Raw genomic sequence first — 15,167 nt, 5'->3', positions numbered from 1 at the left:
CCATCGCGCGGCCATGACCGAACGCTCTCCCCTTGCCCGCCCTTTCCCCGCCCTGCCTACTATCGAAGGCGTGACACCGCGCATTGCGCGCGCACGATACAAGGAATGGGACCGGTGCGATCTCACTTATGTCGCGCTGAGCGAAGGCACGGCCGTCGCCGGTGTGTTCACGCGCAATGTCTGCTCGTCCACGGAAGTCGAGCTGGGCCGGGAAAGCGCGGCTGGCGGCCGGGCTCGCGCGCTTATCGTGAATGCCGGGAACAGCAATGCCTTCACCGGCTATCGGGGCCGCGAGGCGGTCGACCAGATTCGCACGCAGGTCGCCGCGCATCTGGGCTGCTCGATCGATGAAGTCTTCGTGAGCTCGACCGGCGTGATCGGCGTGCCGCTGCCGCAGGACAAGGCACGCGCGGGCGTGGATGCCGCGCTCACCGCTGCGCCCTGCACCTGGGAGCAGGCGGCCGAGACGATCGGCACGACCGATACGTTCGCCAAGGGGGCAACGACCAGCGCGATCGTGGATGGCAGGACGGTTCGGCTGGCCGGGATCATCAAGGGATCCGGCATGATCGCGCCGGACATGGCCACCATGCTGGGTTATGTGTTCACGGACGTGGCGATCGAGCCCGCCCTGCTCCAGCAGATGCTCGACACCTGCAACCGGGCGAGCTTCTCGTGCATCACTGTGGATGGGGATACCTCGACGAGCGATACCGTCCTCGTCTTCGCCACAGGCAAGGCCGGCAATGCACCGCTCAGAACGATGGACGATCCGGGCGCGGACGCATTCCTGTCCGCGCTGGACGACATATGCGGGCAACTGGCCAAGCTGGTGGTGCGGGACGGCGAAGGCGCCCGTAAGTTCATCGAGATCGCCGTCAGCGGCGCCGCGAGTGACGAGAGTGCCCGCAGGGTGGGGCTCTCGATCGCCAATTCCCCGCTCGTGAAGACGGCGATCGCGGGCGAAGATGCGAACTGGGGCCGCGTGGTCATGGCCGTCGGCAAGGCCGGGGAACCGGCCGACCGGGACCGGCTGGCCATCCGGTTCGGCGATATATGGGTCGCAAAAGATGGCCTTGCGGTCGAGAGCTATGACGAGACGCCAGTTGCCGATCATTTGCGTGGTGGCGAAATCCGTATCGGCGTCGATCTGGGGCTGGGCGATGGCAAGGCGACAGTGTGGACCTGCGACCTGACCCACGGCTACATCTCGATCAACGCCGATTACCGGAGCTGATCCCATGGACGCGCTGACGGACTCGGTCGCCGATCTGATGCGGGCCGTGGCGCGCGATGTCGTGCTGCCGCGCTACCGCAATCTCGCCACGCACGAAGTCGAGGAGAAGACCGCCGGCGAGCTGGTGACCATCGCCGACCGGGAAGCCGAAGAGCGCCTCAACGAAGGGCTGGCGAGATTGCTGCCCGAGGCCGGTCTCGTGGGCGAGGAAGCCTGCGCGGCCGATCCGGCCCGGATGAACGATCTCGCAACAGGCCTGAACTGGCTCATCGATCCTATTGATGGAACAGGAAATTTTGCTGCAGGGCGCCCCCCTTTCGCGATCATGGTCGCGCTGGTCGATGCGGGCGTCACGCAGGCGGGCTGGATGCTCGATCCCCTGACCGGCCGTCTTTGCCATGCCGCGCTCGGCCAGGGCGCGAGCATCGATGGCGAGCGCGTGATCGCGCGTGAGAGCGGCGCCGCCTTGCCGATTGCCGGCATCTCCTTGCTCTTCGTGAAGCCGGAAGACCGGCAAGGCCTCATCGACCGGATCGAGGGCCGCTTCGCCATGGCGGACATCCCCCGCTGTGCCGGTGAGCAATATCCGCGCATCGTGCTTGGCACGCATGACCTCGCCGTGTTTGAGCGGACCTTGCCATGGGATCACGCACCCGGCGCGCTGTTCGTCAACGAGGCGGGTGGCCGCGTAGCGCGCCCGGACGGATCACCCTACAGGCTCGGCGCCGAGCCCGGACGCGGCATGCTTGCCGCCGCCTCCCCCGCCATGTGGGACCGGGCAGCGGAGATTCTTTACCGCTGAGCGAAAGCCGGTCGCCGTTTCTGCGTCCGTCAGCCTCGCTTTTTCCTGTCCTACACCGCTGTTCTTATGGCAGCCCTGCCGGTCACCGCATCCTGTCGAAAGGGTGCTGGCAAGCAGGGTTCTTTCTCATTGGAGGGATTTTCATCATCCGGCCAGCCCGCACAGGCTTGCCGGGCGGGCTCCGGCGTCCGCCGCGTCGGTCCACCGCAAAGCGCACGGAGAGCGGAAGATGAGACGGACGGGTCGTCATCTTCGTCAACTTCCGGACTGGAGCGCCATGTTGGACAGGCCGGCGGCGCAGTCATGGAGACCCCGCGCGATCCCTCGGTCCATCCCGTTCTCATGTGGCCGGGCATCGGCATGGCTCTCTGCGACTCGGCTTGTTTCAGTCCGGGCGCCGATCCTCTGGCGGGAGAAAGCCGAAACTTTCACGGCAACCAAAATATAGCCGGCAACAGATTGATTTTGAAAGATATATATCCAGTAAACCTGGTTTATCCAGCACTCCGCCATCTCGTGCATCATGTTTCGGATACGTCTCCCGGTCGATGGCGGACCGAGACCGGAAGACGTCTTCCCGAAAAACCTTACAGCTCGCCTTCGAGCCAGCCCTTGAGCGCACTCTTGGGCGCGGCGCCGACCTTGGTGGCGGCGGGCGCACCATTCTTGAAGAGGATCATCGTGGGGATGCCGCGCACGCCATAGCGCGCGGGCGCGTCGGGATGCTCGTCGATGTTGATCTTGGTGATCGTCACCTTGTCACCGAGCTCCTCGCTGATTTCCTCCAGCGCCGGCCCGATCATGCGGCAAGGGCCGCACCATTCCGCCCAGAAATCGACCAGCACAGGCTTGTCGGCCGCAATCACATCGTCATGAAAACTCGCGTCGGAAATCGCCTTGGTGGCCATGATCGCAAACTCCTTGCATCTTTGCGTTGTTATCTAGTCAGCCGGACCGCCCGTCTCAAGATTGTGGGCGGACAAGTTGTGCTCCGCCGGTCCAAAGCGGGGCTTGTGGGCGGAAAGCAGCGCGGCCGGCAAATCGATGAGACGCGGTCCCGCCGTGTAGAGCAGGCTCGCGCGAATTTGCCGCTCGGGAAAGATCTCCGCCAACGCCGCGACATAGGCCGCCATCTGGCGGACATGCGCGAGGGGCACCTGCGCCACGTCCGCCGGCACGGCCCGCCCGGTCTTGAAATCCACGACATGGACGTCCTCGTCCCGCACCAGCAGCCGGTCGACCGTGCCGGCGATCACCTGGCCGTCGACCACTGCGGCGACCGGCGCTTCCGCAAGCGCGCTGGGTCCGAACAGGGCGGCATGAGCGGGATCGTCGAGCACGGCGAGCACATGCGCCACCAGCACCCCGCGCGCGGCGGGATCGGCAAGACCGCCCGGCCCCGCCAGCCAGCGCTCGGCCGCCGCTGCACGCTCTTCGCCCGGAAGGTCCGGCAGGCGCTCGAACAGCGCATGCAGCAGGCGCCCCCGCTCCGCTGCCGCCCGCATGGCGGTATCGGGCGGCGGATCGGGCACGTCATCGTCCACGGCCGCCGAGGGCGCCAGCGGGCGCGGCGGCCGCGCTTCCGTGGGCGCGGGCGCATGCAGCCAGTCGGGCAGAGCCTCATCCACCCCACCGGGCGTCTGGTCGCCATCGCCCCGCGCGGGCCGGGCAGGCGGCAGTCCGGCCGGGCCTTGCCAGGCGAAACCCTCGCCCCACTCCTCCATGGCAAGACGATCCGCGCCGAGCCGCCGCATCGCGCGCTCCACCGCCTGATGCCAGCTCCCTTCCGGCACCACGCCTTTGGCGCGGCTGCCAAGCGCGCCGGTCACGATCAGTTGCTCCTCCGCCCGCGTGAGAGCGACATAAAGCAGCCGCCAATGCTCCTCCATGTCGAGCCGCTGCGCCGCATCCATCGCGGCCTCGATAGGCGGCGCGGCCTCGCCCTTGCCCGGGCGGATCAGCGGCAGCGAGGTCTTTGCCACGGGCAGGTCCACCGCATCGGCGCGCGGCCGCTGGCCGGGATCGAAGGCGGCATCGGCAAGGATGACGATCGGTGCTTCCAGCCCTTTGGAGCCATGGACGGTCATCACCCGGACCATGTCGCCCCCCTCGCCCAGCTCCCGCTTGATGTCCGCATCGCCGCGATCGAACCAGTCGATGAAGCGCTGGAGCGACGGGTGGTCGTCCGCCTCGAAGCCGAGCGCGGCATTGATGAGCTCGTCGATCGCATCGCGCGCTTCCTCGCCCAGACGCGCGACGAGCTTGCGCCGCCCATCCATCGGCCCGGACAGGATGGCTTCCAGATAGCGATAGGGCGTGGTGAAATCCGCCGCTGCCAGCAGCCCGCGCAGCGGCGCCAGCGCCTCCGGCGCGGCATTCTCGCGCAGATGCCCCCAGAGCGAACCACGGCGGGGAATCGCGCGGGCCAGCAGATCCTCCTGGCTCCAGCCGATCAGCGGCGAGACGAGCAGGCCCGCAAGATTGAGATCATCTTCCGGCTGCACGGCAAAGCGCAGTGCCGCCAAGAGGTCCCGCACCGCGAGGGGCGTCTGCAACCGCAAGCGATCGACGCCCGCCACCGGCACGCCCGCTTCATAGAGTCGCGCCACGATGAGGCGGGAAAGCGCGCCGCGACTGCGCAGCAGCACGAGAACGTCGCCGGGCCGCGCATCGCGCCCCTTGCTGGCGAGCGGCGTGCCGATCAGCGCCTTCACGAGTCGCGCGATCTTCTCGGCATGGCGGCGCTGATGATCCGAGAGCCAGTCTTCCTCGCCTTCGACCGGGCCGTCCTCGACCTCCTCCGCGCCTTCGCCTTCCGTCTCGCTCTGCGCGACGATCAGGGACGTGGGCGGCAGCAGCAGCACGCGTCCGGGATGACGCCGGGCGCTCTGGTGCGGCGCGGATGGCGATTCGAGCCCGAACTCGGCATGACCGACCTCATCCAGCACCGCGTCGACGACATCCAGCACCGCCGGCATGGAGCGGAAGCTGAGCGCCAGCGGCAATTCCTCGAAGGGATGGCTGACTCGCCCGGCCGCCACGCGGAATTCCCGCAGCGCGCCGAGGAAGGCTTCGGGGCTGGTGCCCTGGAAACCGAAGATCGCCTGCTTGGTATCCCCCACGACGAACAGGGTGCGCAGGGCCGAAAGTCCGTCATCCTCGACCTCGAGGAATTCTTCCACGATGGACCAGACGATGCTCCACTGCGCATCATTGGTATCCTGCGCCTCATCGACCAGAATATGGTCGACGCGCTGGTCCAGCTTGTAGCGGATCCATTCCGCCATGCCGGGGCGCGTCAGCAAGGCGCTGGCATGGCCGATGAGATCGTCGAAATCCACGGCGCCCGCCTGACGCTTGGCTTGCGCATAAGCGCGGGCATAGGCGCGTCCGGCATGGAGCCCCCGCGCAGCGAGATGCACGAAAGCGACATGGCGCCGCAGATCGACCAGCGCCCGGATGGCCTCGCCGCAGGTGGTCGCCAGCGCGACATAATCGGGCGCGGCGGCGAGCAGCTTGTCCCGGTTGCGATTCTTGACCTCGCCTTCCCGGGTCAGCAACGCGCTGCAGAGCTCGTCCAGCCCTTCCGCCCGCGCCTGCGGAGCCGCGGCCAGCCAAGCAGCGATGCGATCGGCCGTTTCCAGCCCCGATTTCGCGCCCCATGCGGCGTTGGCAGCGGCGATCTGCCGCAGAAGTGCCACCGGAAAGGCTGCATCCACGCAGCGCTCGGCCAGCACGCTCTCGACATCGCCGGTGGGCAGATCGAGCTGATCCAGCAGCGCCTCTTCCAGATCGTCCGGCAAGGCATCGAGCGCCCTCGCCGCACGCACGCATCGGGCGAGATAGGCCTGCGTGCCTTCCTCCCCCAGCCGCAGCGCCAGCATCTCGATGGCGGAAAGGAGCGGCTCGTCCGCGTCGCGCTGCGCGGTCTCGATCATGGCGATGAGCGCCCGGCGCGAGAGCTCCGCCTGCCCGCGATCGTCCAGCGGCTCGAAGCCAGGCACCAGCCCCGCCTCCAGCGGGAAGGCGGCCAGCAGCGACTGGCAGAAGCTGTGGATCGTCTGGATGCGCAGGCCCCCGCCAGTCGCATCGAGCACGCGGGCGAAAAGCAGGCGCGCTTTCTCGCGCATGGCAGGATCGGCCACTTCGCCCAGCGCCTCAAGGTCGCGGAACAGGTCGACATCATCGACCTGCACCCAGCGGGCGAGCCGGCCATGCACGCGCTCGGCCATCTCCGCCGCACCGGCCTTGGTGAAGGTGAGGCACAGGATGCGCTCGGGCGCGACATCCTGCAGCAGCAGCCGCAGGACCCGAGCGGAAAGCACCGCCGTCTTGCCCGTGCCGGCGGACGCCGTCACCCAGCGATGCCCACGCGGATCGGACGCGCCGGCCTGATCGCCCGTGAGGGGATGAAGAATGCCGACCTCAGCCATCGCCACCACCTGACCGCCCGCCCCGGCCGAACCATTCGTCGAGCCGCATGAGCTGGTCATAGTCCGTGAAGACCGGCGCATCCGAATGCGGCCGCGCCGTGAACGGCTCTCCCCCCGTCAGCCAGCGCGCCGCCGCTTCATCGAAGAAGCGCTCGACCATGGGCAGGAAGGCATCGGTCACGATCCGCTTGTGCGCTCCGCGCGGGTCCGTGAGCGGGCGCTTGTAACCGAACGCGCCCTTGGCGGACTTGCCGAGCTTCCAATATTCGAAGGCGCTGACCGGTGTGCCTCGCGCCACCCCCGCCGCCTCCTCGAATCCGCCCTCGCGCGCGATGAGGCCGAGCAGGCCGAGCTGGAGCGAATAGCCCGCCTCGACCTGCCGCACGGATGCGGTGGCGCCACTCTTGTAGTCGACCACAGCGAGCGCACCATCGGCGAGCCGGTCCATCCGGTCCGGCTTGCCGCGCAGCACGACGCCGCCCCGCTCGATCTTCCCCCAGCGTTCGCCGAACAATATCGTGCGCCCCGTTTCGCGCTGCACCGCCACTTCCGCCGCGACCCAATCCAGGCCGGCCAGCAGGCGCGGCTGCCAGAGCGCCCGCAGCAACGGATGCGCGGCAGCGCCCGCGATCATGTCCTGCGCAAGGGCCGCCAGCCGGGCCGGATCGCCGCTGCCTTCCTCCATCCAGCGCTGCAGCACGTCATGCGCACGCGTGCCGCGCCAGGCCGGGCCGGGATCGGCATCGACCGGCTCCAGTGGGGAGAGGCGGAGGATTCGAGCCGCGTAGAAAGCATAGGGATCGGCACGCAAGCGATCGACGTCCGTGACCGCGATCTCCTTCGGTCGCACCTCCACCGGCGGGCATGGCGCGGGCACCGGCGTGGCCGGCGCCGCTTGGACTGGCCGGTCGATCATGCGCGCGAGCGCGATCAGGCGCTTGTCTTCCACCCAGCGCTCGCCGGTCATGGCCTTGAGCCGCAGCCAGAAGCGCGACGCGACCGTCGGCGCCGAGGAATCGCGCCGGGCGCGCGACAGGATGACCTGCGGCGCCCCCAGCCCGTTGGCGAAATCATGGGCCGAAAGGCCGATCCGATAATCCAGCCCTGGCAGGCCGAGCGCATGGCGAATGCGTGGGGCCAGCCACGGGTCCGGCGACGGCAGGCCGGGCCACACGCCTTCGTTGAGCCCCGCGAGGATCATGAGATCGGCCTGCTGGAGTCGGGCTTCGAGCAAGCCCAGTATCTGCACGCGAGGATGACCGCCCTGCGGCGGACGGACAGCCTCGGCCGTCAGGATCTGCGCCAGCATGCTCACGAAGCCGGCCGGATCGGCAGTGGGCGGCCCATGCGGCGCCGCAGCCTCTGCCTCCGCCATCAGCCGGGCGGCAGAATGCCCCTGATGCCCCGACCAGACCCGCTCGCCTGTGAGCGCCGAGGCTGCCCCGCGCAACGCCGCAAAGAGATCGGGCAAGGGCCGCTCGGCAGCGAAGGCGGACTCGATCTCGCCGAGCATCGCGGCGACGCCGGGCCACCAAGGCCGCAACGCGGCACGAAGGGGTTCCCGTCGCCCGCCCTCTTCCGCGAGCAAGCCGGCGATGCCGTCGAGCCCCGCTGGCGGCCGGGGGCCGCGCAGCAGGAGGTCGAGCCGCCGCACCTGCTCCAACCAGGCAAGGCGCCCCTCCCCCGCCATCACGAGCGGATGCTTCAGCAGGGCGAGCAAGGCGACAGGCGCGAACCGCTCCGCTCCGGCCTGGGCCAGCGCCAGCAGCAGCGTGCCCGGCGGCAGTTGCGCGAGCGGCCGCCCCGCACTGTCGTCAGCCTCGATACCCCAGCGCCGCAGATGCGCGGAGACGCGCGTGGCAAGGGCGCGATCCGGCGTCACCAAAGCCGCCGTCCGGCCGGGCGTTTCCACGGCCTCGCGCAAGGCGATGGCGATGGCCTGGGCTTCCTCGGCGGGGCTGGCAGCCTCTATGCCGCGCACGTCCCGCAGGGCGCGTTCTCCGCGCGGCACCTTCGGCCACCCGCCCGTCAGCAGCGCGGGCAGCATCGCATTGCTGATCGCCCGGCCCCGCACCGCGCGCGCGTCATGCTCGCTGCCCCAGCGCCAGAGTGCCACCTCGTCGCGGTGCACGCCCATCCGCTCGAGCATCAGCTTGAGCGCGAACTGGGGATGGGTTTCCTGTGGCGGAACTGCCCGCTCGCGCCCCGGCTCAGGCACCGTTACCGGGCCAATCGCGTCCCATTGCTCCGGCGTCAGGTTGAGGTCGAGATCGGGCAGGACGACCATGCCGTCCGGCAGGTCCGCCACCACACGCAGCAGACCCGCCACCGCGGGCGCACTGGTAACGATACCCGCCGCCACCACGAATCTGTCCGGCGGGGCCGTGCGCCAGCGCCCGGCGACATGATCCAGCAGCCGGTTGCGCCGCTCGGCCATGTCGATGCAGCCCCGCAGGGCCAGCGCCTGCTGCCAGGCCGCCATCAGCTCCTCGAAGGCGCCAAAGGCGCTGCGCCAGTGGCTGGAGAGTTCGTCCGGCTCCAGCGCCTTCAGGTCCGAGGGCGCCTTGCGCTCCACGATGAGCTGGTCGAGCGTGCGCGCCAGCGCAGCGGCGAGACGCCAGGCCTCGCCCATTTCGATCCGGTCCCCGGCCTTTGCGCGCTGCTCGCGCACCAGCCGGGCCAGCATCATCAGTCGCTCGGTCGATCCGATGGCAGGAGGCAGCACCGCGTCCGCGCCCAGCGGAGCGAGCGCATTGCCCAGCGTCTGGTCGAGATCGACATCGCCCACGGGCACGAGGCGGGGCAGCAGCAGGCCGCTGCCAGACGCGCGCACGAATGCGTCACGAACGGCGCGCACCGCGCGATTGTTGGGGAGGAGGATGATGCCCCGCGCCAAGCGTAACCCGCCATCCTCGCGGCCGTGGCGCGCCAGCAGGCCCGCTGCCAGCGCATCCGAAAAAGCCCGGTGGGCGGGAATGGTATAGAGAGCGGGCGCGCGCCGCTCAGACACTGGCGAGCGCCGCCTCGACCAGCGGAATGGCCTGCGGCGTCCCGACATCGAACCACAGGCCGGCATGGGTCATGCCATAAGCGCGCCCCTCCGCGATGGCCCGATCCCAAAACACATTGGTGGAGAAGACATCCGAGGGGGGCTCGACAATGAGCCGGGGCGACAGGATCTGGATGCCCGTGAAGACGAACGGCGCGACGCGCCCGGACCGGCGGCGGCTAAGCCGGCCATTCGCATCCATGTGGAAATCGCCCAGCCCCCTGTGGCCGGTCGCCCGCGCATGGGGGATCATCAGCAGCAGGGCATCCATCGCCCTGTCGACCCAGCGCGCCGCCAGCGCGCCGATCGCATCGAACGGGCCATTGATCCAGAGATTGTCGCTATTGGCGCACAGGAACGGCTTGTCACCGAGCAGCGGCAGGGCCTTCACCAGCCCGCCGCCCGTTTCGAGCAACTTGTCACGCTCGTCCGAGATCACATAGTCCGCACCGGTGCGCCGCGCGCGGGCAGCCAGATGCGCCTCGATCGCATCGGGCAGATAATGGACATTGACGATGATGCGGCGGATGCCGGCTTCCTCGATCCGGTCGAGCGCATGATCCAGCAAAGGCTGGCGCGCGACGCGGATCAGCGGCTTGGGCCGGGTGGCGGTGAGCGGACGCATGCGCTTGCCGAGGCCTGCCGCCATCAGCATCGCGGTCTCGAGTTCGATGCTCATGCCGCATTCTCGTCGCTATGCAGCGGCCCGCGCGCCTGTGTCGGTACATTGACAGCGAACCATGCGGCGACGGGCGCCAGCGCCGGATGCGCAAGATCGCGCTCCAGAAGCCCCCACATGCGCGGCAGGAAATCGAGGTAGCGCGGCTTGCCGTCGCGTTTCCAGAGCCGGGTGAAGATGCCAATGATCTTGGCGTTGCGCTGTGCGCCGAGCACCGCATAGGCTGCCTCGAAATCCGCCGAGACCGCCGCGACGGACTGGTAATGAGCCAGCATCGCCCGCTCGACCTCGGGCGAGACGTCGCGCCGCGCGTCCTGCAGGAGAGAAACGAGATCATAGGCGGGATGCCCCGCCAGCGCGTCCTGAAAATCGAGCAGGCCCAGGCCATGCGAGCGTGCATGGTCCGGCAGCAGCATGATATTCTCGGCGTGATAGTCCCGCAGCACCGTCACCACCGGCGCCGCATCGCCCTCGACGATCGGCAGCACCTGATCCCAGGCGGCGATGTAGCTCTCCTGATCGACGTCGAGCCCGGCGGCGGGGCAGAACCATTCGGGAAGCAGCCCTGCCTCGCGCTGATAGACGGCACGATCATAAGGCGGGAGGTCGGCCTTGGCCGGTTGCCGGTGCAGCAGCGCAAGCAGATCCACCGCGCGGGTATAGACCGCCATTTCCTCCTCAGGAGCGGCATCGACATATTCGCGCACGCGCGCATCGCCGAAATCCTCCAGCAGGACGAGACCCTGCGCCAGGTCACGCGCGAGGATGGCGGGCGCGGCGAAGCCATGGCCGCAAAGCCATTCCCCCACGGCGATGAACGGACGCGGATCCTCGTGCGGCGGCGGCGCGTCCATCAGGATCGCCCGGCGATCGCCATCCACGATCCGGAAATAGCGGCGGAACGAGGCATCGCCGGCAAGCGGGAGGATCTGCGCACCTTTCCATCCGGCAGCGGCAAGAAAAGCGGGAGCGCCGGCGGGCGGAATCATGGGAACGGCCATCGGCTTTCCCAAGACCGGGGGAGGCGCGCTGTCAAGACTCGCCCGCCCTCGCCGGACGGCTCGATCGTCAGCGCCAGCGCATTGCCCGCATAGCGACCGCCAAGCCGATCGGGCCATTCGATCACGAGCACGCCCTCGCTCAGCCAGTCGTCGAGTCCCAGTTCCTCCAGTTCGCCTTCCTCCTCGATGCGATAGAGATCGACGTGGGCGAGCGGCAGCGCCGTTTCCGGTGGTTCATAACCCTGCAGGATCGCGAAGGTGGGGCTGGGCACATCGCCCGTGAAACCCAGGCCGCGCAGCAGGCCACGCGCGAGCGTCGTCTTGCCAGCCCCCAGCCCGCCTTCCAGCATCAGGACGTCACCGGGGCGAAGCTGCCCGGCAAGCGCCTCGCCGGCAGCCTGTGTGTCTTCCGGCCCGGCAAGCGCGCGCGTCACGATGCGCATGGCGTCATTCGCCACGCGGCAGCTCGATCGTGACGATGGTGCCTTGCCCCGGCTCCGACACCAGGCTCACCGAGCCGCCATGGGATTCCACGAACTGGCGCACGAGCGGCAGGCCGAGCCCCGTAGTCTCCCCGGCCGCATTGCGCCCGAACCGCGCGAAGCTGTCGAACAGGCGGGCCTGCAGCCGGGATTCGATGCCGGGGCCGTCATCCGAGACGATGATGCGCACGCTCTTGTGCGTGCCCTCGCCATGGATCAGCACCCGCCCACCGTCCTGAACGAAGCGCACGGCATTATCAACCACATGCTCCACGGCTTGCCGGATGCGCCGTTCATCACCGACGATCGTGCCCAGGTTGGGCCGCAGCGCCAGCGCGATCGTGACGCCGCGCGCCTGCGCCTTCTCCTCGAAGGCAGCGGCAAGCCCCGTCACGAGCGGTTCCACCTCCACCGGCTTGCGCTCGATCGGCAAGCCCCCCGCCGCGCCCTGCGTAAGATCGAGCACATTGTCGATCAGGCGCGCGAGGCGCATGGTGCTGGCGATGATCGCATCCACATATTCGCGCGCCTGGGGCGTCAGTTCTCCCGCATAGCCGGACTGCATCATCTCCGCGAAGCCGGCAATCGAGGTCAGCGGGGTCCGCAATTCGTAGCTCATGTTGGACACGAAAGCGGTCTTCACCCGATCGGCATCCTCGAGCGCTTCGTTGCGGTCGCGCAGCGCCTGCTCGATACGGCGGCTGTCCGAAATATCGAGCATGACGAACAGCGCATTGCCGTCTGGCAGCGGAATGGCCGCGAACTCGAAATAGCGTCCATCGGCGAACGCGATGCGTCCGCCCCGCTGGCGGCGCTCGACGGTCGCTGCCCGGATGAGCTGGTGAACGAGGCTCGATTGCTGCGGACGCGCCAGCCGGTCCGCCAGCGCCGACATCAGCTCATCGACGCGCGGATGGGTGGCGAGCAACACTTCCTGCACGGCCCATATTTGGCGGAAGCGACTGTTCCAGAGATGGAGGCGCCCATCGGCCGCGAACACGGCAATCGCTTCGAACAGATTGTCCAGAGTAGCGGTACGCACGCGCAGCAGCGTATCGCGCGCGCTCGACAGCTGCACATGCTCGGTCCGATCCTCGAAGATCAGCAGCAGGCCGCCATCCGGGAGCGGCTGGGCATAGACGCGCATATGCACGCCATCGCGCAGCCGCCAATGCTCCTCACGGGCATTGGGCGACTGGAACCATTCGCCCTTCTCCTTGCGCCAGGCTGGAAAATCAGCGGTCTCTGGGACCAGCCCCGCGTCGCGCATCGCGTCGAGCACGCGGTCGAAATGGGTGTCGGCAGTTGCCATTTCCGGGCTGAGGCCGAAAATGCTCAGAAAAGGCTGGTTGCAGAACTGGAGGAGATGGTTGGAACCGAACTGTACCACCCCCGCGGAGAGCCTGTCGAGCATGTCCCGATTGGCCTGCACCAGGTGGCGAAGCTCGGCTCTGGCTTCCTCCAGCTCCTGCATGTCGATGGCATAGCCCGCAACGCCGACCGGGCCGAGCGGCACATCCACGACCCGCATGAGCCGCCGTTCGCCATCGATGGTGACGGGGACCATGCGTGCGGTCGGCGCATTGGCATCGGCCGCGCGCGCGGCGGATGCGCTCGGGGACAGGCCATCGACCGCTTCGACGAGCTCGATGCCCTGCTCGATCACCTGCTGTGCTGACTCCCCGTCGACCGATCGGACATATGCGCTGTTGACGAGGCTCAGGCGCTGGTCGGCCCCGCGATGCCATACCGGCATCGGCGCGGCCTCGATAACGCCGGACAATGCCTCCAGCGCTTCCCGATAATCGCCGACGCGTTTGCGCAACTCCTCGATCTGGGACTGGCTCTCGGTCGCATCGAAGATCCACAGTACGATCGTGCCCGGGCTGGCGAGATCCGGACCGGCCGGCCCTCCACGCACCAGCAGCGTCCGGCTCGATCCGCGGGCCCGGATGGGCAGGACGAAGGAGCGTCCGCCGCGCTGGGCCGCCTTGACCTCGGCAGCCAGCGAGCGGGAATGCTCCGGCTCGAGCCCACCTTCCTCTGACACCAGCTCGGAGAGAAAGGCGGGAACAGTGGTGCGCCCAAGCCAGTTTGCAAGGCGATCAGGCGCTTCGATGCGTCCGTCCGATCGCACGAGCATGGGAATCGCAGGTGCCGATTGCAGGAGGTCCGCCAGCCGGTCGGCCTGCCCCCGCGCCTGCCGGGACGACCGGCGCAGACTGAGTCCCGTCAGGAGAGCCCAGAGCGACAATGCCATCCACAAGGCCAGGACGGCTCCGGCAATGGCCAGTGTAAGCGGTGGAAGCGAAGTCACCAAGCTGGATTACGAGCCAATCCCGCGCGAGACAAGGCATGGACGAAGGGCGGGAACAAACGCATGGCCGGGCGCGTCTTCTGAACGCAATCGCTCACCCCGAAGTTTTTATCGGAGGAGACGCCATTTCCCTGAGCATCGCCCCGGTCGGCCGCGTCGTAAGGATCAGGCAGCGCGACGAGCCAGCGCCGCGCGCGCCTCGGCCATCAGGGCGGCGATGATGTCGGCAACGGGCTCTTCCTTTGTCACCATGCCCACCGATTGCCCCGCCATCAGCGAGCCATTCTCCACGTCCCCATCGATCACTGCCCGGCGTAGTGCGCCGGCCCAGTAATGCTCGATCTGAAGCTGCGCCGCACCCATGTCGACCTTGCCGTCATCAAGCAATTGCGCGACTTCGCGCTGCTTTGCAGTGAACGCCTCGCTTCCCGCATTCCGCAAGGCGCGCACGGGAATGACCGGCAGGCGCGGGTCGATCTGTACGCTGGCCACCGCGTCACGCGCTGAGGCACGGAAAAACGCCTTCTTGAAGTTCGGATGCGCGATGCTCTCGGCGGCGCAGGCGAAGCGCGTGCCGAGTTGGACGCCGGCCGCCCCCATTTCCAGATAGGCCGCGATCGCCTCGCCATGACCGATGCCGCCAGCGACGAAGATCGGCAGTTCCCCGGCGAGCACCGGCAGGATCTCCTGTGCAAGGACGCCGGTCGCCACGGGTCCGATATGCCCCCCGGCCTCCATGCCCTCGATCACCAGAGCATCGACACCCGAGCGGTGCAGCTTCCTGGCCAGCGCCAGCGCCGGCGCGAAGCAGATGACCTTCGCCCCCCATTCCTTGATCGCCTCGATGCTGCCCTTGGGCGGCAGGCCGCCGGCAAGGACCACATGGCCCACCCCATGTTTCGCGCAAACCGCGATCAGGTCGAAAAGCTGCGGGTGCATGGTGATGAGATTGACGCCGAAGGGCCTATCCGTGAGCGCGCGGGCGGCCGCGATCTCGGCATCCAGCAATTCGGGCGTCATCGCGCCGCAGGCGATCAGGCCAAAGCCGCCGGCATTGCTGACGGCGGAGACCAGATGCCGCTCGGACACCCAGCTCATCGCGCCGCAAATGATTGCAGTCTCGCTGCCCAGAAATTCCGCGCCGCGTGCCATCAGGGCGGCCAGTCG

General features: G+C 68.3%; 11 protein-coding genes. 2 read left to right on the top strand and 9 right to left on the bottom strand.

From position 1 onward, the window contains the following. The first annotated feature begins 13 nt into the window (after positions 1-13). On the top strand, positions 14-1,237 hold the full coding sequence (gene argJ, locus HNP60_RS07310; protein WP_184152028.1) for a bifunctional glutamate N-acetyltransferase/amino-acid acetyltransferase ArgJ: 1,224 nt from the start codon (positions 14-16) through the stop codon (positions 1,235-1,237). Positions 1,238-1,241: 4 nt separating this feature from the next. Continuing rightward, positions 1,242-2,039: an inositol monophosphatase family protein gene (locus tag HNP60_RS07305; protein ID WP_184049636.1), complete on the top strand. Its 798-nt coding sequence runs from the start codon at positions 1,242-1,244 to the stop codon at positions 2,037-2,039. Positions 2,040-2,294: 255 nt separating this feature from the next. On the opposite strand, the gene HNP60_RS07300 is transcribed toward HNP60_RS07305, so the two are convergent. The 9 genes from HNP60_RS07300 to HNP60_RS07260 form a co-directional block, all read right to left on the bottom strand. Further along, the gene (locus tag HNP60_RS07300; RefSeq protein WP_184152026.1) at positions 2,295-2,564 is read right to left on the bottom strand and encodes a hypothetical protein; all 270 of its coding nucleotides are present in this window, start codon (positions 2,562-2,564) and stop codon (positions 2,295-2,297) included. 62 nt (positions 2,565-2,626) lie between these two features. Continuing rightward, entirely contained in the window at positions 2,627-2,947 is a 321-nt protein-coding gene (trxA, locus tag HNP60_RS07295; protein ID WP_014075792.1) for a thioredoxin, read from the bottom strand. 33 nt (positions 2,948-2,980) lie between these two features. After that, a complete protein-coding gene (gene addA, locus HNP60_RS07290) occupies positions 2,981-6,472 on the bottom strand; it encodes a double-strand break repair helicase AddA (protein ID WP_184156930.1) in 3,492 nt (1,163 codons plus the stop codon). After that, positions 6,465-9,482, bottom strand: coding sequence for a double-strand break repair protein AddB (gene addB, locus HNP60_RS07285; RefSeq protein ID WP_184152024.1), 3,018 nt, complete (start codon positions 9,480-9,482; stop codon positions 6,465-6,467). The genes addA and addB overlap by 8 nt, the downstream gene beginning before the upstream one ends. Continuing rightward, positions 9,475-10,200, bottom strand: coding sequence for a nucleotidyltransferase family protein (locus tag HNP60_RS07280; protein ID WP_184152022.1), 726 nt, complete (start codon positions 10,198-10,200; stop codon positions 9,475-9,477). The genes addB and HNP60_RS07280 overlap by 8 nt, the downstream gene beginning before the upstream one ends. Further along, entirely contained in the window at positions 10,197-11,189 is a 993-nt protein-coding gene (locus HNP60_RS07275) for an aminoglycoside phosphotransferase family protein (RefSeq protein ID WP_184156928.1), read from the bottom strand. Before HNP60_RS07275 ends, HNP60_RS07280 begins: the two co-directional genes overlap by 4 nt. Then, complete coding sequence (tsaE, locus tag HNP60_RS07270; RefSeq protein ID WP_184156926.1) at positions 11,186-11,644, bottom strand: tRNA (adenosine(37)-N6)-threonylcarbamoyltransferase complex ATPase subunit type 1 TsaE; 459 nt, start codon at positions 11,642-11,644, stop codon at positions 11,186-11,188. The genes HNP60_RS07275 and tsaE overlap by 4 nt, the downstream gene beginning before the upstream one ends. Positions 11,645-11,648: 4 nt before the next feature. Beyond that, entirely contained in the window at positions 11,649-13,943 is a 2,295-nt protein-coding gene (locus HNP60_RS07265; RefSeq protein ID WP_184156923.1) for a sensor histidine kinase, read from the bottom strand. A gap of 222 nt (positions 13,944-14,165) precedes the next feature. Beyond that, entirely contained in the window at positions 14,166-15,152 is a 987-nt protein-coding gene (locus HNP60_RS07260) for an NAD(P)H-dependent flavin oxidoreductase (RefSeq protein ID WP_420825242.1), read from the bottom strand. Positions 15,153-15,167 lie beyond the last annotated feature (15 nt).

This window comes from Sphingobium lignivorans (assembly GCF_014203955.1).
GTDB classification, from domain to species: Bacteria; Pseudomonadota; Alphaproteobacteria; order Sphingomonadales; family Sphingomonadaceae; genus Sphingobium; species Sphingobium lignivorans.
The sequence above is the reverse complement of the archived record's forward strand: the minus strand, read 5'-3'. Positions and strand labels throughout refer to the sequence as shown.